Raw genomic sequence first — 22,254 nt, forward strand, 5'->3', positions numbered from 1 at the left:
TCATTATAGATTAATAGTTTAAATCCTCTGTTAATAGATATGGAATTATGGGTAGATCATCTAAGCAAATTCTTTTCAAGTTTGTACATTAATATATTTTTAAGTGATTTTGACCTAGAATTTATCAATCTGTAATATGTGATAAAATATCACATATTAAGAAGCCTTTTGCAAAATGTCCATCTTGCTAATCTAAAATTAAAAATAGAGGTGGTTTTTAATGATAGATTTCATTTTTCTATCTTTATAGCATTGAAATATAGTTGTAAATTTATCACAAGGGAGGTTTCATGATGTCGAAAAAATCAGTTTTAATGCTGATCCCAGTTTTGGTTTTATGTATGGCCTGGTTTTCCCCTGTTCCTTCGGGTTTAACTCTTGGGGCATGGCACTATATGGCTATTTTCTTGGCGGTCATCGTTGGGCTTGTCATTGAGCCTGTTCCTACAGCGTTAGTGGGGTTAATAGGTGTTTCGCTGATAGCTTTAGCTGGGCTTGCTGGCAAAACGCCTTCTGCCAATGTTCAATGGGCACTTTCAGGTTTTTCAAACTCGACGATTTGGTTGATTTTTGCAGCCTTTATGTTTGCAATGGGTTACCAAAAAACAGGGCTAGGAAAGAGAATATCGCTTATTATGATTCGTTATATGGGTAAAAGTTCGCTCGGGCTTGGTTATGCAGTAGCCTTTGCAGATCTTGTGCTTGCCCCTTTTATGCCTTCCAACACAGCAAGAGGTGGAGGAACGATTTTCCCTATTGCGATTAACATCCCCATTATTTTCAATTCGACACCTGAGAATGAACCTCGTAAAATGGGTGCATATATTACATGGATAGCCATGACTGCCACCTGTGTAACCAGTTCGATGTTTCTAACAGCACTTGCACCCAACCTTCTTGCTATTGATCTCATTGCAAAAGGAGCAAACATCTCTATAACTTGGGGTGCATGGGCAAAAGTTATGGTACCACTCATGTTACCACTTTTTCTTGTAACGCCACTTTTGGTTTATTGGATTTATCCACCCACTCAAAAACAATCCCCTGAAGCACCTGCATGGGCAAGAGATGAGCTAAAAAAGATGGGTCGCATTTCTTTTAAAGAAATTTTAATGGGATCGTTTGCTTTTCTTGCACTCATCCTTTGGGTTTTTGGTAAAGAACTCAATGTGGATGCAACAATGGCTGCGATTTCTATTACGGTGCTTATGGTCTTAACCAATGTTGTCTCTTGGGATGATGTCATTGGTAATAAGCCAGCGTGGAATATTTTGGTATGGTTTGCAACACTTGTGGCGCTTGCTTCAGGGCTTAAAGACGTCGGTATTTTGGGATGGATGGGTAAAAGTACAGAAGCTTACCTCTCTGGACTAAGCCCAACAATGCTCATGCTGGCAATGATAGTGCTTTTCTTCTTATTGCACTACTTTTTTGCTAGCTTAACGGCACATACGACAGCTTTGTTGCCTATTTTTATTGTGATTGCGGCAAAACTTATTGCGCCTGAGCAGTTGATGACCTTTATGATTTTATTGACCAGCACCATTGGCTTAATGGGAATTATTACCCCTTATGGAACAGGACCTTCTCCTATTTGGTATGGTGCTGGGTATATTTCTCAGGGTAGATGGTGGGCACTAGGGGCTGTTTTTGCAGCTATTTTTATAGCCGTACTTTTAATAGGCGTTTTGATTTTTCTCTAAATACTATTTAAATATAAAGGATAGAACAATGTTTGTACTCGATAAAAAAGAGATGATGATTCAAACTTTGGGAAAATTTGGGGATATGGTCTCCAAAGAACTTCCCGATGATGTGATGGCAAAGCTTACAGAGCTTCGAGCTAAAGAAGAGCAACCTTTGGCAAAAGCCATTTACGATGTTATGTTTGAAAATATGGATAAAGCTAAAAAGCTAAGTCGCCCAACGTGCCAAGATACGGGAGTCATCCAATATTTTGTGCGCACAGGTGCTAAATTTCCCTATTTGGGACAATTGCGAGAGATTTTAAAAGAGGCTACGATTCTTACCACCAAAAGTGCTCCACTGCGTTTGAATGCCGTTGAAGTTTTTGATGAAGTCAATACTGGAACCAATGTTGGAACCGATGTACCTTACATCACGTGGGACATCGTTGATGATAGTACCAATGTTGAGATAGAGGTCTATCAAGCAGGTGGTGGTTGTTCACTTCCAGGTCGCTCCATTGTTTTACCTCCACTTGCGGGTTATGAGGGTGCAATGCAATTTGTTTTTGATACGGTCGTAAACTGGGGTATCAATGCATGCCCTCCTCTTATTGTAGGCATCGGTATTGGAACGTGTTCTAATTCATCTGCTCTACTGTCTAAAAAAGCGATGCTTCGACCGGTTGGCTCGTCCAATCCTCATCCAAAAGCAGCAGAAATGGAAAGAACCATTGAAAAAGGTCTCAATGACATCGGTCTTGGACCACAAGGTATTTCGGGTAAAAACAGTGTTATGGCAGTTCATGTCGAGGGCATGGCACATCACCCTTCAGTTTTAGGTGTGGGGGTGACCATTGGTTGCTGGGCAAATCGCCATGGCATTATTCGTTTTGATGAACATATGAATTATGAAATTGTTTCGCACAAAGGAGTTACTCTATGAAAAAGATTTTGACAACCCCAATTTCGGATGAAGATATCAAGTCGCTGAAAGTTGGCGATATCGTTTATTTAAGTGGAACATTGGTTACGTGTAGAGATGAAGGGCACAGACGTATTATTGCTGAGGGAATTATGCCAAAATTACCGATGGATCGCATTGCTATTTTTCATGCAGGACCTATTGTTAAAGACGTTGATGGTGGGTGGGAGATGGTTTCCATTGGACCGACTACGAGTATGCGTATGGAGCGTTATGAAAAAGAATTTTTAGCAAAAACCGGTGTTAAGCTGGTAATTGGCAAAGGTGGTATGGGGGCTAAAACAGCAGAAGGATGCAAAGAAAGTACTGCCGTTCACGCGGTCTTCCCTGGTGGTTGTGGCGTGGTAGCTGCTGAAGAGGTAGAAAAAATTGAAGGTAAAGAGTGGCCAGAGTTTGGTATGCCAGAAGCCTTTTGGATACTTAAAGTCAAAGAGTTTGGACCCTTAATTATTTCTATCGATACCGAGGGAAATAACCTGTTTGAAACCAACAAAATAACGTTTAATGAACGTAAAGAAAAAGCGCTAAATGAGACAGCAAAACATATTGTTTCAATGATCGCAAAGAGTTAACTCTTATAAAAGGACACTTTTGTGGGTGTCCTTTTATTTAGTTTTTGCAGTTTTTTAGTGTGCTGTTCATACTACGTATAATATGTTGACGCATAGCCTCGCAGGCTCCCTCATAATCTTTTTTCTCTAATTTCTCAACAATTTTGTCATGTTCTGTTAATGAGGTAGCTGCATATTCTTGTGCCGTTACAAGGTGATTCATAGATAGACCATTCCATAATAAAGCAAGAAAAGATTTTAGTTTTTCACTATCGGCTGCTTCCCAAATGGTCATATGAAATGCTTGGTTTGCAAGGTTATAGGCTTCGGTATCGCTACTTTCTTTCGCACGTCTTCCTTGTTCATTCACTTTTTGAATTGCTTTAAGTGTCTCATCATTCATGTGGAGACACGCACGTCTTAATGCTTCGGTTTCAAGTAAAATGCGCATTTCATAGTGGTCTTTGATGGCTTCTTCGGAGATGCCTTTAACGATGGCACAACGATTTTGACGAAGTTCTATCAGCCCTTCATTGGCAAGAATTTGAAATGCTTCACGTACGGGTGTACGAGACATACCCACTTGTTCGCCGATGCTATCAAGTGTGATCGATTGACCTTTGCTGATGCCACCTGAGAGAATTGAAGAGCGTAAAATAGACGCTACTTGTTCACGAGCTGGTAACATTTGTATTTTTCTAAGATTGATCATAAGATACTCTTTAATAGACTGTTTTATTTAGTATAGCATGACAAGGCTATCTTTTCAAGAAAGTGATTGATTCTATGGGTATTAGAGTGCTGGAAGACGTTACAAGTTTTCTTTACATATGAATTTTTTGTATTTATCTAAACATCTAAGTTTTTAATGGTTTAAGTCTTACCGTTATACAATGAGTATATCAATGAAGTTATACCTAAAAAAGGAGCAGTGTTATGCTACGAAATATGATGATGTTTGCGATGGCGTTACTCATTCTCACGGGTTGTACAAGCAAAGAAGAAGAAAAAAAAATAACTCAGGAACAGGGGACTCAAACTATTGATACTGAAGTTAAAAACGTCATTAAGAAAGAAGTTTTAAAAAGTATCAATGATTCTAAAATGTACCAAGAACTTTCATGGAAAAAAATGCAAAGTGGTGATGTTGTCTCTGCACGAATTAATAAAAAAGTTGTTTTTATAGCGCATACATTCAAAGATAAAAATGTATATGGCGGGACAATAGCAAAAGAAAATATCTATTTTATTGGAGAAGAAAAGCCAAGCCTTATCATTGATTTTGATGTCAAAGTGGCTTTTAAAGAGTTTCTTGCCAATAAAAGTATTGGGACGTTGTTTTCAACAACCGTATGGAATTTTGAAAAACTACAGGATGATTATAAAGCGAGTGCCACGGATTCGAGTTCAAAAGAAAATGTGAAAGATTTTATCTATTCCATTAAGCGTTTTAGTAAAGCAGATCAAGAATTTTTAGCAGAGTCTATTTCAAATGCCAACAATCCACTTTCGATTGCTAAAAATGTAGCACTTTTTTTAACCATTCGGTTATTTCCTGAACTGATTGAAGAGTTGCTATTTAATGAAGTTGCCTACAATGGCAAGTATAAATAAGGAGTTTTGAATGAAATTATTTTTACAACTCTTATGTGTTATGGCACTTGTTGGTACACACGTATCGTATGCAGACGATCTTATGGACGGACTATCGGCCTATGAGAAAAATGACTATGGTAGTGCTGTACAATTTTTTCAAAGTTCATGCGAGAGTGGAAATGCTGAGGCATGCTATAACCTTGCCAATATGTATGATGAAGGACTTGGTGTTTATAAAGACGATCAAAAAGCAGTGGAACTTTTTACAAAAGCATGTGATGGTGGCTTTATGGGAAGTTGTTACAACCTTGGCATGATGTATGACAAAGGTGAAGGTGTTGCTAAAGATAGTATGAAGGCTTTTATACTTTTCAATCAAACCTGTGAAAAAGGGCATATAAGAGGGTGTTATAACCTTGGTATTATGTACTATAAAGCGCAAGGTGTGCAAAAAGACTACATTAAAGCAGCAAAACTTTTTAAACAAGCGTGTGATGAAGAGTACGAAAAAGGGTGTTTCAACTTAGGTGTTATGTACCGCGATGGCCAAGGTGTTATTCAAAGCCAAGAACAAGCACTTGAACTTTTTAAGAAAGCTTGTGAGCAAAATCTCTCGGTTGCATGTAAAAACTATGGAAAACTTAGAAGCGAGATGCAATAAAGAGTTGGAATAGAGGTTAAAAAAATGGCGGGCAGAGGGGGATTCGAACCCCCGGTGAGTTGCCCCACGGCCGCGTTCCAGGCGACTGGATTAAACCACTCTCCCATCTGCCCATTTTGGATAGGATTGGAAGTATAACGATTTTGTGCTTATTTGAGGATTAATGGCATTTTATCGATGAAATGCCATTAATCGTGTAATTATGATTTACGAATACTTTTGAAGGCTTCAATGAGTTTTTCAAAGCCAATTTTACTTGACTTCTCAACGGTACGAAATATTTCGATGCCTTCCCTTGAGTCCGCATGTGTGGCAAATGCTTCAATTGCTTTTTTCAAGCCATCATGAACACTGATATGATGGTTGTTGACCTCTTGTATGGTTGCATTATTGAGTTTAGAGCTAATGCTTCCAAACCATTTACCAAAGCGGCACGCAGTGTGACCCAAAATATCAACTTTTTTCTGTGAAAGTGCGGCATTGTAGCCTTGGAGTTTGAGTAAGATGTGATCTATTTTACCATTACTGACAGAAATTTCATTGGTGACATTGTCACATTTGTTGGTGATATTTTGGGAATTTTGAAGCATGGTTGTAATTTCAATGCTAAATTCTTCGAGTACTTTCATAGAGGTGTGTGATTCGTTTTGGAATGTTTCACTGGTATCTGCCATAGAATTGGTGTTTTGTTTTAATATACTGATATTTGACTCAACTTCTAAAGTCGCTTTTTGAGTTCGTTCCGCCAGTTTTCGTACTTCATCGGCCACAACAGCAAAACCTCGTCCATGCTCTCCTGCACGTGCAGCTTCGATAGCCGCATTGAGCGCTAGAAGGTTGGTTTGGTCTGAGATATCTTTGATAAGGTTGATGATGTCACTGATAGCTGAAACGCTATTTGAGAGGTTTTCAACATCGTGTGTAAATTTTTGTGTGAGTTCCTGCACTTTTTCGAGAGATTTGGAGATGTCTTTTGTTTGCACTTCAATATTTTCGCCACCTTTTAGTGAAGCATCGTTGAGTGTGTTGATTTCATTGAGCATTGTCAAACTCTCTTCAATCGTATTTTGGAGAAAGTTCATACCATCTTCATAGCTTCCCAGCAGGATCGTTAAAAGTTCTTCTTTTGTTTGATTGATAGGTGTCACATTATTTTGTTCTTCTAAAGTTTTTTGATGGGATTGTTCACATTGTATAACTTCGTTTTTTAGGGTTTGAAGTTCGTTCTTAAGTGCCTGATTTTCATTTTCTAATTCTGCTATACGTCGTCCGCCAAACATTTTTACTCCTTTGGTTAAGTTGAAATAATTATAACCAATAAGTGTGACTTTTACGTTACATTTTAGGAACGAGTATCAAAAATTAATAGTAACCTACACAAATACCATTAGACAGGCTAATTTTTTTCTCAAAAGGTGAAGGACCAAAATACTTACATTTTTCGATGTAGATATGGTAGTTATAGTCCAGCTTTAAATCATCGTAGAATTTTTTGAGATTGACTAGCTTGACATCGCACACATCGATGATTTCTAAGGCCTTGTAGATACAGGAGTTATTGTGTTCGATAAGGTGTGAAGGTGCTAGCCCTGTGTATTTGCAAAAGGCTTGAGACTGTACCATTCCCGTAAGATCAGTACATTGTTTGAGAATTTCTTTGTACTTGGGGATGATTGTATCTTTACGCAAAAAAACAACGCGTGCATCATCAAACTTTGCGGCTTCGACACTTTTCCAATAACGGTATGCATTGGATGAAATCCCCGCAAGTAGGCTAAACTCTTTGTTTAAAACATAATTGTTCAGCCAATGATTGTGCGTCAGAATGTCCATCTGCATGTTACATGATCTTCATACCCAGTTGTGCCAGAACAATGACGAGTACTAATCCAAGAGGATATACAGCCGCATAAGCGATGGACGGGTAGTCTGTTTTGGTCATATTATTTGCCATCGTAAGAGAAGGTGTTGATGTCATAGCACCTGAGAGCAGACCTAAGATATCGAGGAAATTCATCTTTAAAATTTTTCGACATGTAAAAGTGATAATACCTAAAGAGACGATAAGCGCACCAAGGGCAAGGACAATAGGTAAAACACCGTTATTTTCCAATGACTCAACAAGGTATTTTCCTGCATTGGTTCCGAGGGTTGCAATAAAGATAAGCTGACCAAGTGTTTTTAAAAGTGTGGTAGAATGCGGTGAAAGGTTCCATACGATAGGTCCAACACGCCCTAACCTTCCAAGTACCAACGCGGTAATCAAAATGCCACCAACGAAGCTTAATTTAATGTCGCCAACGCCAGGAATATAGAGCGGAATACTACCCAGTAAAATACCAAAAACAACACCCAGAGAAATAGGCAAGAAGTCTGCGGCTGGGTATTTTAAAAGGTCATTACCGATGAGTTTTGTCACTTTTTCAGTGTAAGTTTCAGGTGCAACGACATAAAGTTTATCGCCAAGGCGCAATGTCAAATCAGGATATGCAGGAATGTCGATACCCGCACGTCGTACTTTGGTGATGACGGCGCGAAGAGATTTTAGCTCTTTGATCATACCAATTTTTTTACCGACAATCTCTTTATTGGTTGTAAGAAGTCTTAAAACCGCCATATTGTCTTGAAATTCGTGTTCTTCACCGATCTCTTGACCCAAAACAATGCTCAGATTTGCCAGTTGTTCATCCGTTCCTGCAACTCTGATGACATCACCATAGCTCAGAGAAACATCTTCCGTAGTATGGTCAACTTGACCATCTGATGTCATACGCTCGATGACAGTCGATGTCATGCTCTCAATTTTGGATTTTTTGATCTCGGTATTTCTAAAGTTTTCATTGGTAATGCGAAAATTTCGGGTGTGAATGTCTGGAAAACGCGCTTTTTGGCTTGATTCGTAATCTTCAACCTCTTTTTGCAAATCGACATTAAAAAGTACTGGAAGTATGCGAATAAAAAGTACTGTTGCTACGATGCCAAACGGATAGACAAGACCAAAAATAACCGAAGTGGTTGCGGTATGTTTGATCTCAAGTGCTGCTGCAAGGGCTGGAACGCTTGTAAGTGCTCCTGTAAAAATACCATCGATGATCGTTTTAGGAAGGTCAAAAAAGTAACCAAATCCAAAAATAATGACAAAAAGCAGTACTAAAAGTGCGGTTGCTATAAGGTTAAGTTTGAGACCTTCATGTTTGATGGTGTCAAAAAAACCAGGACCTGACTGAAGTCCAACAGCATAGATAAAAATTGCCAGTCCAAAGTACTGAAATGCGTCAGAGATAACCATGCCAAAATGCCCTGCAATAAGCGCTACGATGAGCATAGCCGTTACATCAAGAGAGAAGCCTCTGACTTTGATATTGCCTAAGATGTAGCCAACTGAAATGATGGCAAAGAGGTAAAAAATTTCGTTATTTATCATAAAAAATAGTGCCTTAAAAGAATTAGACGAATTATACCTTAATTTGGTCGTTACTTTTAAGGCACAAATGCCTAAAAATCTTTCTCGATTTTAAATGCATCAAAGATAATGTCGATAGCAGACATACGTGCACCATGATTGGTTGCATCCAGTATTTCACCATCGGTATAGCCAAGATCACGAAGTGTTTGAACATCTTTTGCTTCAACATCATGGGGTGTGCGTACCGCTTTGAGAACAAACAGAAGCATCGCTTTCTCTTTTGCATCAAGTTTCGCGTCGTTCGGATTGGCACGCATAGCTTCAACATCTTTAGGTGTCCAGCCAAGCATATTGATAAGTATAGAAGCATTCATATCGACACAATAACTACAGCTATTTTTATCAGAAACAAGCATACGAATGCTTGCTAATAAAGGCATGGAGAGGCTTTTTTGTTTTACCATGTAGTATTCGATGAAACTCATTTGTTGTTTGATAAGCTCAGGACTTGCACTGAAAATTTGCGCGGAGTTACTCACCCGCCCTCGCATTGCTTCTATTTTTCCATAGAGTTCAGCGAGCTCGCCTGTAGCGTTTTCGGGTTTGACTGTATTGATTAATGGCATGAGTTTTCCTTTGAAAGTAATGGTATCCATTCATTAAGCGTTAAAACGCGACTAAATCCAAACGCTTGTGCGACTAAAAAAGCTCTATGTAACTCTTTCGCACTTACTTCTCCTGCTTCATTTTTAAATGCCAATGTTCCATTCGCGTCGCTCAAAAACTCGACGTTATAACCAAGCTGTGAAGCATCTCTCGCGGTAGCATCAGAGCAATTTTGAGTCATGTAGCCTATGATGGCAACCGTATCGACACCAAGATTTCGTAGTCTGTAGTTCAAATCGGTTCCTACAAAAGAGCTTGCATGGTTTTTCTCGATATAAAGATCAGGGTTAATTGCTTTGATTTCATCGTGAAATTCCCATGATGCGCTTCCTTTTGCAAAGGACTTTGCATCTTCTTTCAGGGATGTGTGTTGTACGAAAACGATCATTACACCCTCTTTTTGCGCTTCAGCAATAGCAGTTTTGATATGCTCAAAACTGTTCGGCGGATACGTAATGGGTAGCGCACCACCTTCAAAGTATTCATTTTGGACATCGATGACGATGAGAGCTCGTTTCATAAAACCTCCTTACAACTTGACTGTTTAGTCAAGTGCCATTTTAACTAAAATTGACCGTTTAGTCAAGTGATACAAAAGTATGGTATAATCAGCTTAGATTACACATAAAAGCACCAAGGGTGCGCGGGCACTCTGCTAGAGAAAACCCAGTGTTAACGTAGTTTGAGAAGCTTTGCTTTGAAAACGTGTTATAAAGTGTATAAAAGGAAAATAAACTAAATGGAAACCACACGTGACAAGCTTATCCGTGCAACCTTTGACGAGGTCTTTTCACACGGCTACCAAGGTGCAGCACTCACAGACATCTTAGCCAAAGCGGGTGTGCATAAAGGCTCTATGTACCACTTCTTTGCCAATAAAAAAGAGATGGCACTTGCTGCCATACAAGAGACAATCATTCAAAAAAATATGGACAAATACAGTTATGTAAAGACCTATACCAGCGGTTTCCTTGAAGAGTTTTACACACGTTTGCGCGACACATCGGTACGGGACTTCAAGCGAGGCTGTCCTATCGCCAACATTGTCCAAGAGATGTCCAACATCGATGAAGATTTCAATACCCTCATGAAGTCCATTTATGGGGCTTTCCGTGCTAATATCAAATCCATTTTGGATAAAGCCATCGAAGTAAAAGAGATGAAACCCTGCGATACCCAAAAACTAGCTCTTTTTATTACTTCAACCATAGAAGGTGCCATACTCGCAGCCAAAGCGAGTGGAAATGAACAAGATTATGTCGATGTGATCGAAGAGTTGATTGAGCATATTGAGGGGAAGCGGTAAGATTTAATAATATTATATATGTCAATCTGATTTTTTTTCAATATTTATGGTAATATTTTTTGAAGTTTTAAATGGTATCAGGTGTATTAAAATTAATTTAGATTATCAGGAGAAGGAATATGTATAAAATTGAAATTGCACGTAGACTCAATAAATCTGATTATACAAGATTACCAAAATTACTCGGTATTAATCTTGCATTTGAAAATGTAATATCGGAATCTGATTTTAAAAAAATATTGCGCATTGCTGATGTTAATGGTTCAAAATATATCGAATTATACAAAGTAAAAGATAATATTGATATTTCATCTCTAATATCTAACCTCAAGAATAAATCTTATGCACCTAATATCCCTTCTAAACTTGGACAGAATAGTCTTGAAATTGCAGAAATTTCAATTACTACTTCAGGCTTTGATATTCTGTCAAATTTTTATGTTGCAGAAGAAGTGTGGGAATTAAGTAGTGATGGAAAAACAAAAACATTAAACACAGCTTTATTTAGAAAAGTTTTGCATCTTAAATTTTTAATAGATAAAAATCTTCTTATTTTAACAATTGATCCTATAGGTGATGGTGCAAAAATAGCTGAGGATATAAAAATATATTTGAGAACAGTTTTTTCAAATATAGGTATAAATTTTAATGATTATTTTATAATTTTAGATATAGATAATGCTATATATTCGATGGTTGAGAAAGGAATAATTAGACCAACACGAACAAAAGCAATTGATCAAATTTCAAAGAGAACTTATGATACAATTGCTCAAAATCCAAAAGATAGCCTTGCAGATGAAGATCTATATACTCAAGTTAAAGAGAAGAAAATCAATCTTGAGAGAATGCGATTAGATCATGATAAATCAAAAATTAGATTAGAGTTGTTTTCTACAGATTTGATTAAAATATGGAATAAAGCAAATTGGGAACAAACAGATGAGTTTAAAGCAGATATTATCCGATTTTTGTAAAGAAAATGGATTAGAAGATTTACAATGTATTTTACATCTTGCATTGCTTAATTATGTCGCTAACCTTTCTAAAAAACAAAAAAATATTGCACTATCTGCAAAAGCAATTGATATCTTTTCTGGAATAGGCGAAGATAAAGCTATTCAATTATTAACGGCTTTTTCAGAGCAAAGTGAATTTGTAAATAAATATTATGTTTTTAAATGTCAGCATAGTTTGCTAGAAGATGCAGGTTCTGTTGATGAAAGTGAAATAGAAGACAATATCGCTACTTGTTATGGATGTTATCATTGTCATGAAACACATAGCTATAATTTAAATGATTGTGAAAAAGATATTTATGAAATTGGTTTTAATGCAGATCGAGAAGAAATCATTAATGAATTAAAAATTAATGGACAAGAATGGATGAGTAGTTTTTTTGTATTAAATTTAAATGAAAATAATATAGATAAACTTGCGAATATTTTAGTTTCAAAATTACAAATACACCCAGAAAAAAAAGATAGTGCAAAAAATGGAATTATGAAATACCTTCATTCTGTCAAAAGTTTTACAGGTATTGTTGCTGATATAACTGGTGATGGAGCAACGATTACAAAAAATATAAAAAATATGGCAGAAGATCTTAGTGGTTTTTCTTCTATAAGAGATTCTATATTGGAAATAGTAAAATAATAAAATTTATTAATTCTTTGTAATCTTAATTTTGTATTGCATTCCAGAAAGTTAGCAATTATAGAGTATTTTGATTTCTCTATTAATCTCTTATCAGATTAATATTTACGCGCTGTTAGCAAGAAAATAGGATACTCCCCATAAGGCTTTTTTGCCACACTAACGATTTCAATGTTCACATCCTCAAAGCCTGCTTTTTGAGCGAGTGCGGCAAATGCTTCTTGGTCAAAACCAAAGTGAAAAACGCCCATATCTTCGGTGTGGAATGTGCCATCTTCTTTATCTAAATCTGCCAAAGCGATAGTGCCACCGTTGTTGAGCATACGGTGAAATTTTTTAAAAAGTGCGAGTGTGTCTTCGACGTGATGAATGGTCATCGAGGAGATGATGCTATCAAATGTCTCATCGAGTTCTGTTGTTGAAAGGTCAAGTTCTAACATAGCAAGTTCACACGGAAATGTATCTTGTTTAGCGCGGAGTTGGTCATTCATGGAGGGTGAAACATCGACGGTGGTAACTTTTTTCACATGGGGTGCAATCTTTGCGGTCAAAAGCCCTGTACCTGAGCCAAAATCCATAATATGTGTGTTTGTTTTATCGTATGTAAGTTTGTCCAAAATAGCATCGGCGATGTTCGTGACATTGTCAACCCGTGCAGGTTCTGTTTCATAGATTTTTGATTTTTCGTGAAAATAGTCTTTGGGTGGTTGCATGAATGACCTTTTTGAGTGGATGAGAGAGTATAACACAGCCATTTAAGCAAAAAAATTAACCCCAAAAACTAAATACAATCTTTTTGCTCGTGTTTAACCTACTACAAATGAGGCATATCCCACAACGCGACTGGCATCTTTGGTACGTGCAAAACTGGTGCGGTAGTCTAAAAAATACGCTTTGAAATTGTGTGAAAGGGCACTGTGTACCATGGCTTTAACTCCCGTAAGTCCACAAGCTTCACAGCCATGAGAGAGCGCATGAAGGTCTAAGTTTTTGATAGCTTCGATGCAGAGATTGTCCAGTCTGTTGGCTTCTTCTTCGGTGTAAAAATGGCTGAGATCGGTACTAATAACCACCAGCGTTTTTTCATCGTGAAGCACTTCGTCGATAAGTAAAGAGAGTTCGCTGTGTGAAATGTCACCATAGACGATCTCAACGACTTTTGCCTGTTTAAAATACTGACGAATAAAAGGCATCTGTACTTCTGTGGAGTGTTCTTCATGGGCTAAGGGTTGAAAGTCTAAAAAGGCAAACTTCTTTTGAAGTACATGGCTATAGTTTAGGTCTATCTCTATCTCACCGCATGGCGTATGATAGGCTTCAAAAAGGGCTACTGAAGCACCTGAAACATAGATACGATGGCTAGGACCCATGACGACCACACGTTCGATGTCAGAGCGCATTGATGCGGTGAAGTGGTAAGCAAGATTGGCGGTATAGCCACTGTAAACGTAGCCCGCATGAGGTACGATGAGCGCACGGGGTAAAACATCCAGTTTCACTTCGGGCATTGCTTTATCAAAATGAGCAATGTAATGTTTAATCTCACTGCACATATCGGGGTAAAACATACCTGCAACGGCACTTTTTCGGTATTTATTCATCAAAAACTCCTGCGAGTTTGGTTTTGCAGTGTGGACAGCATCCATCTTCCAGATAGTTTTCCATCACTTCAAATCGTTTGCGTTCTATTAAAACAGCGTTACAGGTAACGCACTTCGTTGGATTTTCAAGCCCGACATTGCCAATATATATGTGTTTCAGCCCTGCTCTTTGACCAATGGCTTCGGCACGTTTGAGTGTTTCCACAGAGGTTGCTGGAAGCCCTTGCTCATGATAATCAGGATGAAACGCGCTGATATGCCATGGCGTCTCTTTGCCCAGTTCTTTGGCGATAAACGAAGCAATGGCGTTTAGCTCCGTGTCTGAGTCATTTTTTGTAGGTACGATGAGCGTGGTTACTTCCACCCAAATGCCGTTTCGTTTAAAATGTTTAAGGTTCTCCAAGATGACTTCTAGTCCACCACCTAGTTCTTTTTTGTAGTAGTCGTGGTTGAACGATTTGAGATCAATATTTGCCGCATCGATGATACCCACCATATCATCTATCACTTCACTGGATTCAAAACCATTGGTGACGAAGATATTTTTGATGCCCTTTTCATGGGCTAAAAGGGCTATGTCTTTGGCATAGGGGTAAAAGATGGTCGGTTCATTGTAGGTGTAAGCGATGGAGGCACATTCGTATTTGAGTGCCATCTCCACAATGTTACAAGGCTCAAAATACTCTTTAGAATGTACGGTTTTTTCTTGCGAAATACTCCAGTTTTGACAGAAAGGACACTTGAAATTGCAGCCAATCGTACCGAGTGAAAAAGCTCTGGTATCTGGCAAAAAGTGGTAGAGTGGTTTTTTTTCCACGGGGTCAACGTGCATTGCGACAGGATAGCCATAGACAAGATTTTTGATGGCGCCATCAACACTTTGGTTTACACCGCAAATGCCTTTTTGCCCCTCTTTGAGATGACAATAATGCGCACAGAGTAAACACACCAGACGCGCACCTTCGGGCTTAAAATAGACCATTATTTCACCTTTTCAACTTTATAATGCCATATGTCAGGATGACTCTCTAAGCAATCAGGCTCCAACCCTGCTTTTTGACACAGGTGCGAAAAGAAAAGCTCAAAGGTAGGCAGTTGTTCCCACACTTGGGGTAAAAAAGTCGCCTTTTTACTTCCTTTTTGAAGGATGATGCCATCTGTTCCCACGGTGACTTTAGTTTTGAGATCGTCGCTATTTTCATACGTGATAAGTTCAGGTTCACTTAGCAGGGAGACTTCGATGATTATGCGCGAAAACTCTTCGGGATTGAGCGGATAAAATCTGGGGTCTTCAAATGCCGCAGATTGGGCATTATGAATGAGATCATCTAAAAGTGTGCGATGTGCGATGAGTGAACCGATGCATCCGCGAAGCTGTCGGTCTAGTGTGAGGGTCACAAAGGTTGCTTTGAGTTTAGAGAGTTCGGGATAGAGCTCCAATAAAGCTTTTTTATCAATCGTGGAAGTGTGACTAAAACCATCTTTGATGGCATTTTTAGCAATATCTAGGATCACGTTTAGCATAGCGCCTCCTTTGGAGAGCTTTATTATATGATAAAATGGCTAATAGGTTATAGGAAAAGGAGTTTTCATGTTCATGGCAATTTTACAGCACACACCTTTGTGGGTTTATGTACTTTTTTTTGTATTATTAATTTTAGGATGGATGCAGAGCCGTGATCGTCTTGTGCCCTATTTTAGGGCATTTATACTGCCATGTATTATGATGCTTTTTTCGATTTATGGGGTGGTTTCTGCCTTTGGTATGAGCATCGGCATTGTTGCATGGAGTATAGGCATGATGATAGTGCTGGCACTGGGCATTCGTATAAGAGTTTTTTACAATGCTGTTTTTATGGAAGAACATAAAGCTTTCGCCATCAAAGGGAGTTGGCTTTGGTTAGCGCTTATGATGATTATCTTTTGGCTAAAATTTGCTGTAGGTGTGGCACTTGCCCGTCAATTAGACATCGTTTATGAGCCTTGGTTTATTTTGAGTATAAGTCTTTGCTATGGGTTACTGAGTGGTGTTTTTTTGGTGCGAATGGTCATTTTATGGAAGATCAAGAGCATACAGGTCAAACATTAATACAGTTTTGCTAGACTATCGTATGATTTTTAAGGAGTGATGGATGAAACAGTGGATGACAATAGCGATGTGTATCGGTCTTTTCTCAGGATGTAGCATGAGTTTTAACTATAACTTTTGGAGCCAAAAAGCACCTGAAGCGCCAGCCCCTACTGTTAAAGAAGTCAAAATTGCTCTGCCTAGTACTGTTTTGATGTATGATTTAGACATTACCGATCGCCCTTATACCAGTCTTGGTGAAGTAAGTGTCAGTGTCACAAAACTTAACCCATGGGGTGAAGATCCAAAACAATCGGATGCTGAAGCTAAACTCAAAGAAGAAGCTTTGAAAAAAGGTGCAGACGCACTTATTTATGTTCGCTACACCAAAGTTGGCGTTTCGTACAATCGCTGGAGTGGCATCGAAGGCAAAGCTCAAGCGGTTAAGTTTACACGCTATTAATTCTAGAGTATTAAAACTTTTAATAAGGAGTAGAGATGTCTTTCAAGTTTTTAATGGGGAGTCTTGCAGTTAGCCTTTTATTATCAGGGTGTGCTACATGGTCTCAAAGTGAAGTTTTAAACCCCAATACGGCAGTACGAGAAATAAAGCAGGTTACTCCTGAGCAGGTTAAGCTAACAGAAGGTGATATTACAAATCGTCCGTATATTTCACTTGGAGATCTCTCTGTGACGGTCAATAAAACCACTATTTTTCATCCAGAACCGACTAGAGAAATGGTGGATAGTAAGCTAAAAGAAGAAGCAGCAAAACTCGGAGCAGACGCTGTTATTTATGTGCGTTATGGAACAGTGGGTATTTCAGCACTTAGTTGGGGGAGTTTGGATGGTAAGGGTCGAGCAATTCAATTTACAGATAATTAGTTTAGTATGTATTGGTTTATTGTGTAGTGGTTGTGCTCATTCTGCAAGAGATTTACCGCCTGATATGAGTCATTTGCCACCATCCATGAGATTGTTACCAGGAGATATGGAATCTTCTGAGTATAAGCTTGATTGTAAAGAGCTAACGCTTGTTTTAGCTAATACGAGGGAGCATCTTAAGCAGCTTGAAAAAGATGTATTAAGTATGCAATCGGATAATCAATCAAAGGCATTTACAGGCATTACTGTTTTTTCACCAGCCATGCTTCTTATTAGCGATAATCCAGCTTTAAGTAAAGACTACCAAGAAAGTGACCAGATGCGAGAGCCTTTATTGCGTATAGCGCAAGCTCGCCAGTGTGAAATACAGCAATAACTAAAACTATAAACGCAATTTTGTTCTATTGTTACGTTCAAAATTGCGTTATACTAAAACCATGAAACCCTCACTTCTAAACGATACTATTTTTGAGAATATCACCAATTCCAATGGTCAATTCACCAACCATTTTCATAACACCTACACCATTGGACTCACGCATGATGGTATGTTCAAGTCCATCCACGAACATAAAGCAACCCTCGCTTACCAATACTCCACACGTGTGATTAATCCTGGTGAAGTGCATTGTGGAGATTCGCACGCATGGCAATACACTAACTTTTACCCTAGCGTTGAACTCTTAAGCAGTCTTTATGAGCAGATGTATGGTGAGAAGAAGATGCCGATTTTTGAAAAACACATCATCCAAGACGAGGTCTTATATAAGCTTTTGGTCTCTTTTTTTCGCAGTGTTTATGCGCATGAAGCAACAATGCTTTGCGAGTCTAAACTCATCGATGCTCTTTCGTACTTGATCACGCACTACACGCGTTTAGCGACACCCTACCCTTTGACATGTAAAGCAAAAAATACCATGTCGATGGTGGTTGAGTATATCCATGAACATCTAGAGAGTGAGATTTCACTGGACGATCTCTCCGAAGCAGCGATGGTGAGCAAGTACCATTTTTTAAGGCTTTTTAAGGATTACATGGGTTTGACACCTCATCAATACATTATTGCAGAGCGTATTCATAAAGCCAAAGAGCTTGTTTTAGAGGGTGCGCCTTTAAGTCTTGCAGGACTTCATGCAGGCTTTAGCGATCAGTCGCATTTTATCCGCTCTTTTCGAAAAATTTACGGCTATTCTCCCAAAACACTGCTTCAAAAAAGCAATTTTATTCTATATAAATAATCGTAAAAAGAGTAAAATTCGCGCCAAGGAGTTACCATGGTCAATAAAAATCTTTTTTTCTTCCTACTCTTCCTCGCGATGGTCGCATGGGGTGGTTCGTGGGTCAATGTGAAAGTTATAGGGCATTACATTAGTGCATTTGAGATGATCTTTTTACGTTTTGGCATTACGGCGATTACGATGGTTCCCATCATCATATGGCTTAAACACTCGTTCAAGATAGACCTAAAAAGTTTTGGCTTGGTAGTACTTGTTGCTGTCGCATTGATTTTTTACAATAAATATTATTATCTTGGTACGAAGTTTGGCACTGCTTCGCTCGGTGGGGCGATGGTAACGACGATGATTCCTATATTGACCTTTATTTTACTCGCACTGATGGGGGCAAAAAAAGTGAGCTCCAAAGATATGTTTGCACTTGGTCTGGGCGCCGTGGGTGTTTTGACGATGCTTCATATTTGGACGTTTGATCTAGCCCATATCTTAGTCATTCAGAATCTTTACTTTTTATTGGCAGCTGTTTTTTGGGCAGTTTTGACGATTATTAGCTCCAAATCAACGAAGATTTCACCGATTGTTTTTACGTTTTATATGTATATTGTCACGGTTGTGTTGGATTGGGCTTTATTTGTGGATGTGAAGGCTATACCTTTTGAGTCGTTTGATAGTATCTTTTGGATTAATACATTTTTGATTTCCTTGGCTGCCTCCACCTTTTCCAATACAATCTATTTTTTAGGAATTGAAAAATTAGGTGCAGCCGAAGTGAGTTCGTTCGTTTTTCTAGTGCCATTTTCGGCGATCATACTCAGTGCCATATTTTTGGATGAAAAAGTAGATCTTTTCATCATCATAGGCACACTTTTAACGCTTTATGCGGTGAAAATACTCAATAATATTACAATTTTAAAGCGACGCCGAAAAAGCGTTGAATAGTCTCAAAGTGGCGGTCAAGCCCTTCAAAGCTGTGATTGCCACCCTCTTCTACGACCATCTTTGCACCCTCTAAAAAATCAAGCGCCTCTTCGTAGTCAAGGACTTCATCGCCTTTTTGTAAAAGCAGCAAAATATTTTCAAGGTTGGGTTCTTCAATCTCATAGCTTTCAAGCATTTCCAGATGTGATGCATTCCATTCGTATGCAGAGTTGTCATAGTAATTCACCCCATGTCCGAGTGCTCTTTGGAGTGTTTCAGACGCATTGACTGCTGGGTTTATTAGCACGGCTTTGAGGTTGTATTTATCACTAAGATAAAGTGAATAATAGCCACCAAGTGATGAACCCATGAGGTATACAGGCTCATTGTCCTGATAAGATTCGATAAGCTCACTAAGTGTTTTAATCGCAAGATCGGGAATTGTAGGCAAAGATGGTGCAATAAAGCGAATTTTATTTTCTTGGCAATAAGCACGAAGCATTTTTGCTTTGCTTGCCTCTCCACTAGAGCCAAATCCGTGAATGTAGATAATCATGGTTAACCTTTATGTAACAAATAAAGGTGAGTATAGCAAAAGTTTCGTTAGGCTATAATACGCGCAATAACTAAAAGGGTCTACATGAAATTACAAGAATTGGAAGCTAGAAAAATTATCCAGATGGTGATGGGTGATAAGCGGGTATTAACCAAAAGCGATGAAGAATTGGCACTGCTTTTAAAGAAAAGATTGACTAAAAAAGAGTGTGAAGTTCTCAATACTGAGGCATGTGGAAACAATAAAGAAACAGCGATGATCGAACTCAAAATTGATGCGGTACGTTATGAAGCGCTCAAAGCAAGTGCGACTAAAAAGATCAAAAACGAGTCTGTGCATGGAGACTTTTTCTATACCAAAGGTGAATAACGATGGAACACGTTGACGTTATAGACAGTGTTTGTACCTATTGTGGTGTGGGTTGTGACATCGCTGCCAATGTTAAGGACAACAAAATTCAAAGCATCTTTGCCCACCCTGAAGGCGTGGTATCAGAGGGCAATTTGTGCGTTAAGGGCAAATACGGTTTTGAGTTTGTCGATGCACCTGATCGCCTTAGAATTCCACGTATTCGCAAAAGTTTTTTGGCTCAAAACTCAGCTATCAAAGAAGCAATTTCTGAAACATTGGTTACGTGTGATGAGACATGGTATGAAACGACTTTGGATGCTGCCACCACGGCGGCGGCGATGAAACTACAAGAGATTCAAACTCGGTATGGCAGAAAGAGTATCTGCTCCATTGGTGGGGCACGAACATCGTGTGAGAGTTCTTATTTGCTTCAAAAATTCACTCGTCATACACTAAACTCTCCGCATGTTGATAACTGTGCGCGCATCTGCCACTCTCCAAGCCTTAAAGGTATGCGTACGACCATTGGTGAGGGTGCCGCGACCAATCCTTACAATGACATCTACAATGCCGAATTTATGATCGTTTTTGGCTCAAATACTACCGAAGCACACCCGATTATCTCTAACCGCATTGTCGATGTGGCAGGGAAGCATGACAATTTAGCTGTTTTTGATGTGCGAGAAATCACCCTACACCGCTTTGCCAAATACAAAGGCATTATTCCGCATGAAGCCAATTTACTTGTCTTAAACATGATGGCGTATGTCATCATCACTGAAGAGCTTTACAATGAGCATTTCCTAGCGGATCGTACTAAAGGGTTTGAAGCTTTCAAAGAGAAAATCTTGAATGACCCTTATGCCAATCCAAAGTATTTTGAGCAAATTGAAGGCTATGAAAGCTTAAGTAAACTCATCCCTAAAGTGGCACGCGAATATGCCCTCAAAAAATCGATGATTTTCTGGGGACTTGGCATAACAGAGCATATTGATGGCTCATACGCAGTTATGGCGATTACCCATTTGGCACTGATGACAGGTAATATCGGAAAACCTGGAGCTGGGCTTATGCCACTTCGTGGGCAAAATAACGTTCAAGGTGCTTGTGATATGGGTATGCTACCTTACTACGACCCCGATTATCAAACACCTAAAGAGATAGGATTGATGACACCTGATCTGGTCAATGAGATGCTAGAGGGTCGCATCAAAGCGGTGATCAATATGGGTGAAGACCTCACCCATGTTCACCCTAACAGTAACAAAGTCAACCGCGCACTGGATAATGTTGAATTTATCATGGTGCAAGAGCTTTTTATGACTGAAATCGCCAATCGAGCAGACATTGTCATCGGTGTAAAATCTGCCTATGAAAAAACAGGTGTTTATGTCAATGCTATGCGTCGCCTTCATCTCTCGCAACCCCTTGTCAAGTCTGACCTTCCTGATGACTGGGAAGTCATCAAACTACTCGATAATAAAATGGGTGGAAGTTATACTTATGAAGACTCAAAACAGATATGGGATGAAGTCAGAGAAGTAGCGTACAGACGTTTTTCAGGTGCAAGTTACAACAGATTGGAGCGCCACCGCGTTCGTGGACTGCAATGGCCCGTACACACCGAAGATACACCGATCTTGCACCAACTAGACTTTAGAACCGAAGACGGCTATGGTGAGTTTCATTACCACCAGTATGAGCTTCGTGGCATGGTGCAAGAGATACGTGAAAAAAGACTCACAGGCTATCATCTCACCACTGGGCGAACACTGGCGCAGTATAACAATGCTTCGCAAACCAGTCGCAGCGAGAGACTCAATAAGCGTTATGATGAAACGATTTTATTGGTACATGAAGATGATGCGGGGGATTTTACCAGTGATAAAGTGATATTAAAAACCGAATTTGGGCAAAGTGCACCACTTACAGTAAAATTTACCGACAAAGTGCAACCGAAAACGCTTTTCGCTACGTTCCATCATGCAAAATCAAAAATCAATAATCTTTTTGGCGATAGATGTGATGAACTTATTTTAACAGCAGCATTTAAATCGATAAAAGTAGAAGTAGTCAATTTATAAAGCCTTTTTTAAAGCAAATAGAATGGTCATTTAATGCCGACTTT

Annotated in this window: 27 protein-coding genes and 1 tRNA gene; 16 read left to right on the forward strand and 12 right to left on the reverse strand. The window is 38.9% G+C overall.

Going from position 1 to position 22,254, the window contains the following annotated elements:
- Positions 1–290 precede the first annotated feature (290 nt).
- From V7Q04_RS00185 to ttdB, 3 genes are read left to right on the forward strand one after another with little or no spacing between them, the layout of a single operon-like run.
- Positions 291–1,703, forward strand: a complete 1,413-nt coding sequence (locus V7Q04_RS00185; RefSeq protein ID WP_333802911.1) for a DASS family sodium-coupled anion symporter — start codon at positions 291–293, stop codon at positions 1,701–1,703.
- Positions 1,704–1,731: 28 nt separating this feature from the next.
- Complete coding sequence (gene ttdA, locus V7Q04_RS00190; RefSeq protein WP_333802912.1) at positions 1,732–2,631, forward strand: L(+)-tartrate dehydratase subunit alpha; 900 nt, start codon at positions 1,732–1,734, stop codon at positions 2,629–2,631.
- The gene (gene ttdB, locus V7Q04_RS00195) at positions 2,628–3,242 is read left to right on the forward strand and encodes a L(+)-tartrate dehydratase subunit beta (RefSeq protein ID WP_333802913.1); all 615 of its coding nucleotides are present in this window, start codon (positions 2,628–2,630) and stop codon (positions 3,240–3,242) included. Before ttdA ends, ttdB begins: the two co-directional genes overlap by 4 nt.
- 37 nt (positions 3,243–3,279) lie before the next feature.
- Here ttdB and V7Q04_RS00200 read toward each other — a convergent pair whose 3' ends face one another.
- Complete coding sequence (locus V7Q04_RS00200; RefSeq protein WP_333802914.1) at positions 3,280–3,933, reverse strand: GntR family transcriptional regulator; 654 nt, start codon at positions 3,931–3,933, stop codon at positions 3,280–3,282.
- A gap of 224 nt (positions 3,934–4,157) precedes the next feature.
- Between V7Q04_RS00200 and V7Q04_RS00205 the strand changes: the two genes are divergently transcribed.
- Both V7Q04_RS00205 and V7Q04_RS00210 read left to right on the forward strand, forming a co-directional pair.
- The gene (locus V7Q04_RS00205; RefSeq protein WP_333802915.1) at positions 4,158–4,835 is read left to right on the forward strand and encodes a hypothetical protein; all 678 of its coding nucleotides are present in this window, start codon (positions 4,158–4,160) and stop codon (positions 4,833–4,835) included.
- A gap of 10 nt (positions 4,836–4,845) precedes the next feature.
- On the forward strand, positions 4,846–5,478 hold the full coding sequence (locus V7Q04_RS00210) for a tetratricopeptide repeat protein (protein WP_333802916.1): 633 nt from the start codon (positions 4,846–4,848) through the stop codon (positions 5,476–5,478).
- Between the two features lie 25 nt (positions 5,479–5,503).
- Here V7Q04_RS00210 and V7Q04_RS00215 read toward each other — a convergent pair.
- The 6 genes from V7Q04_RS00215 to V7Q04_RS00240 all read right to left on the reverse strand — a co-directional run bounded on the left by V7Q04_RS00215 (position 5,504) and on the right by V7Q04_RS00240 (position 10,070).
- A tRNA-Ser gene (locus V7Q04_RS00215) sits at positions 5,504–5,591 on the reverse strand.
- An 87-nt stretch (positions 5,592–5,678) separates the two neighbouring features.
- A complete protein-coding gene (locus tag V7Q04_RS00220) occupies positions 5,679–6,758 on the reverse strand; it encodes a methyl-accepting chemotaxis protein (RefSeq protein ID WP_333802917.1) in 1,080 nt (359 codons plus the stop codon).
- Positions 6,759–6,840: 82 nt separating this feature from the next.
- The gene (locus V7Q04_RS00225; protein ID WP_333802918.1) at positions 6,841–7,317 is read right to left on the reverse strand and encodes a cysteine permease; all 477 of its coding nucleotides are present in this window, start codon (positions 7,315–7,317) and stop codon (positions 6,841–6,843) included.
- Position 7,318: 1 nt separating this feature from the next.
- Positions 7,319–8,902, reverse strand: coding sequence for an aspartate:alanine exchanger family transporter (locus V7Q04_RS00230; RefSeq protein WP_333802919.1), 1,584 nt, complete (start codon positions 8,900–8,902; stop codon positions 7,319–7,321).
- Positions 8,903–8,973: 71 nt separating this feature from the next.
- Positions 8,974–9,510, reverse strand: coding sequence for a carboxymuconolactone decarboxylase family protein (locus tag V7Q04_RS00235; RefSeq protein ID WP_333802920.1), 537 nt, complete (start codon positions 9,508–9,510; stop codon positions 8,974–8,976).
- The gene (locus tag V7Q04_RS00240) at positions 9,501–10,070 is read right to left on the reverse strand and encodes a cysteine hydrolase family protein (protein WP_333802921.1); all 570 of its coding nucleotides are present in this window, start codon (positions 10,068–10,070) and stop codon (positions 9,501–9,503) included. Before V7Q04_RS00240 ends, V7Q04_RS00235 begins: the two co-directional genes overlap by 10 nt.
- Before the next feature lie 219 nt (positions 10,071–10,289).
- Between V7Q04_RS00240 and V7Q04_RS00245 the strand changes: the two genes are divergently transcribed.
- The 3 genes from V7Q04_RS00245 to V7Q04_RS00255 all read left to right on the forward strand — a co-directional run bounded on the left by V7Q04_RS00245 (position 10,290) and on the right by V7Q04_RS00255 (position 12,512).
- A complete protein-coding gene (locus tag V7Q04_RS00245; RefSeq protein ID WP_333802922.1) occupies positions 10,290–10,856 on the forward strand; it encodes a TetR/AcrR family transcriptional regulator in 567 nt (188 codons plus the stop codon).
- Positions 10,857–10,975: 119 nt separating this feature from the next.
- The gene (locus V7Q04_RS00250) at positions 10,976–11,833 is read left to right on the forward strand and encodes a hypothetical protein (protein ID WP_333802923.1); all 858 of its coding nucleotides are present in this window, start codon (positions 10,976–10,978) and stop codon (positions 11,831–11,833) included.
- On the forward strand, positions 11,799–12,512 hold the full coding sequence (locus tag V7Q04_RS00255; protein WP_333802924.1) for a hypothetical protein: 714 nt from the start codon (positions 11,799–11,801) through the stop codon (positions 12,510–12,512). The genes V7Q04_RS00250 and V7Q04_RS00255 overlap by 35 nt, the downstream gene beginning before the upstream one ends.
- Before the next feature lie 98 nt (positions 12,513–12,610).
- Here V7Q04_RS00255 and V7Q04_RS00260 read toward each other — a convergent pair whose 3' ends face one another.
- From V7Q04_RS00260 to amrA, 4 genes are all read right to left on the reverse strand, one after another.
- Positions 12,611–13,225, reverse strand: coding sequence for a class I SAM-dependent methyltransferase (locus tag V7Q04_RS00260; RefSeq protein WP_333802925.1), 615 nt, complete (start codon positions 13,223–13,225; stop codon positions 12,611–12,613).
- Between the two features lie 93 nt (positions 13,226–13,318).
- Positions 13,319–14,113: an AmmeMemoRadiSam system protein B gene (gene amrB / locus V7Q04_RS00265; RefSeq protein ID WP_333802926.1), complete on the reverse strand. Its 795-nt coding sequence runs from the start codon at positions 14,111–14,113 to the stop codon at positions 13,319–13,321.
- Positions 14,106–15,095: an AmmeMemoRadiSam system radical SAM enzyme gene (amrS, locus tag V7Q04_RS00270; protein WP_333802927.1), complete on the reverse strand. Its 990-nt coding sequence runs from the start codon at positions 15,093–15,095 to the stop codon at positions 14,106–14,108. The genes amrB and amrS overlap by 8 nt, the downstream gene beginning before the upstream one ends.
- Positions 15,095–15,637 (reverse strand): AmmeMemoRadiSam system protein A, encoded by a 543-nt coding sequence (gene amrA, locus V7Q04_RS00275; RefSeq protein WP_333802928.1) that lies wholly within the window; start codon positions 15,635–15,637, stop codon positions 15,095–15,097. The genes amrS and amrA overlap by 1 nt, the downstream gene beginning before the upstream one ends.
- A gap of 67 nt (positions 15,638–15,704) precedes the next feature.
- Here amrA and V7Q04_RS00280 point away from each other — a divergent pair, with 67 nt between their 5' ends.
- The 6 genes from V7Q04_RS00280 to V7Q04_RS00305 all read left to right on the forward strand — a co-directional run bounded on the left by V7Q04_RS00280 (position 15,705) and on the right by V7Q04_RS00305 (position 19,240).
- On the forward strand, positions 15,705–16,202 hold the full coding sequence (locus V7Q04_RS00280) for a DUF6622 family protein (protein WP_333802929.1): 498 nt from the start codon (positions 15,705–15,707) through the stop codon (positions 16,200–16,202).
- A gap of 43 nt (positions 16,203–16,245) precedes the next feature.
- Positions 16,246–16,644 (forward strand): hypothetical protein, encoded by a 399-nt coding sequence (locus V7Q04_RS00285; protein ID WP_333802930.1) that lies wholly within the window; start codon positions 16,246–16,248, stop codon positions 16,642–16,644.
- Positions 16,645–16,697: 53 nt separating this feature from the next.
- On the forward strand, positions 16,698–17,066 hold the full coding sequence (locus V7Q04_RS00290; RefSeq protein ID WP_333802931.1) for a hypothetical protein: 369 nt from the start codon (positions 16,698–16,700) through the stop codon (positions 17,064–17,066).
- Positions 17,029–17,442, forward strand: a complete 414-nt coding sequence (locus V7Q04_RS00295; RefSeq protein ID WP_333802932.1) for a hypothetical protein — start codon at positions 17,029–17,031, stop codon at positions 17,440–17,442. The genes V7Q04_RS00290 and V7Q04_RS00295 overlap by 38 nt, the downstream gene beginning before the upstream one ends.
- Positions 17,443–17,503: 61 nt before the next feature.
- Positions 17,504–18,304 (forward strand): AraC family transcriptional regulator, encoded by an 801-nt coding sequence (locus tag V7Q04_RS00300; protein ID WP_333802933.1) that lies wholly within the window; start codon positions 17,504–17,506, stop codon positions 18,302–18,304.
- A gap of 36 nt (positions 18,305–18,340) precedes the next feature.
- Positions 18,341–19,240, forward strand: a complete 900-nt coding sequence (locus tag V7Q04_RS00305) for a DMT family transporter (protein ID WP_333802934.1) — start codon at positions 18,341–18,343, stop codon at positions 19,238–19,240.
- Here V7Q04_RS00305 and V7Q04_RS00310 read toward each other — a convergent pair.
- Positions 19,203–19,775: a YqiA/YcfP family alpha/beta fold hydrolase gene (locus V7Q04_RS00310; protein ID WP_333802935.1), complete on the reverse strand. Its 573-nt coding sequence runs from the start codon at positions 19,773–19,775 to the stop codon at positions 19,203–19,205. The two genes, V7Q04_RS00305 and V7Q04_RS00310, sit on opposite strands and share 38 nt — an antisense overlap.
- Before the next feature lie 84 nt (positions 19,776–19,859).
- On the opposite strand from V7Q04_RS00310, the gene V7Q04_RS00315 reads away from it, so the two are divergent.
- Both V7Q04_RS00315 and V7Q04_RS00320 read left to right on the forward strand, forming a co-directional pair.
- Positions 19,860–20,144 carry a hypothetical protein gene (locus V7Q04_RS00315; protein WP_333802936.1) on the forward strand — a complete coding sequence of 95 codons (285 nt, stop codon included), beginning with the start codon at positions 19,860–19,862 and terminating at the stop codon, positions 20,142–20,144.
- Between the two features lie 2 nt (positions 20,145–20,146).
- The gene (locus V7Q04_RS00320) at positions 20,147–22,210 is read left to right on the forward strand and encodes a molybdopterin oxidoreductase family protein (RefSeq protein WP_333802937.1); all 2,064 of its coding nucleotides are present in this window, start codon (positions 20,147–20,149) and stop codon (positions 22,208–22,210) included.
- Positions 22,211–22,254 lie beyond the last annotated feature (44 nt).

This window comes from Sulfurospirillum sp., from assembly GCF_036802865.1.
Taxonomy (GTDB): Bacteria; Campylobacterota; Campylobacteria; order Campylobacterales; family Sulfurospirillaceae; genus Sulfurospirillum.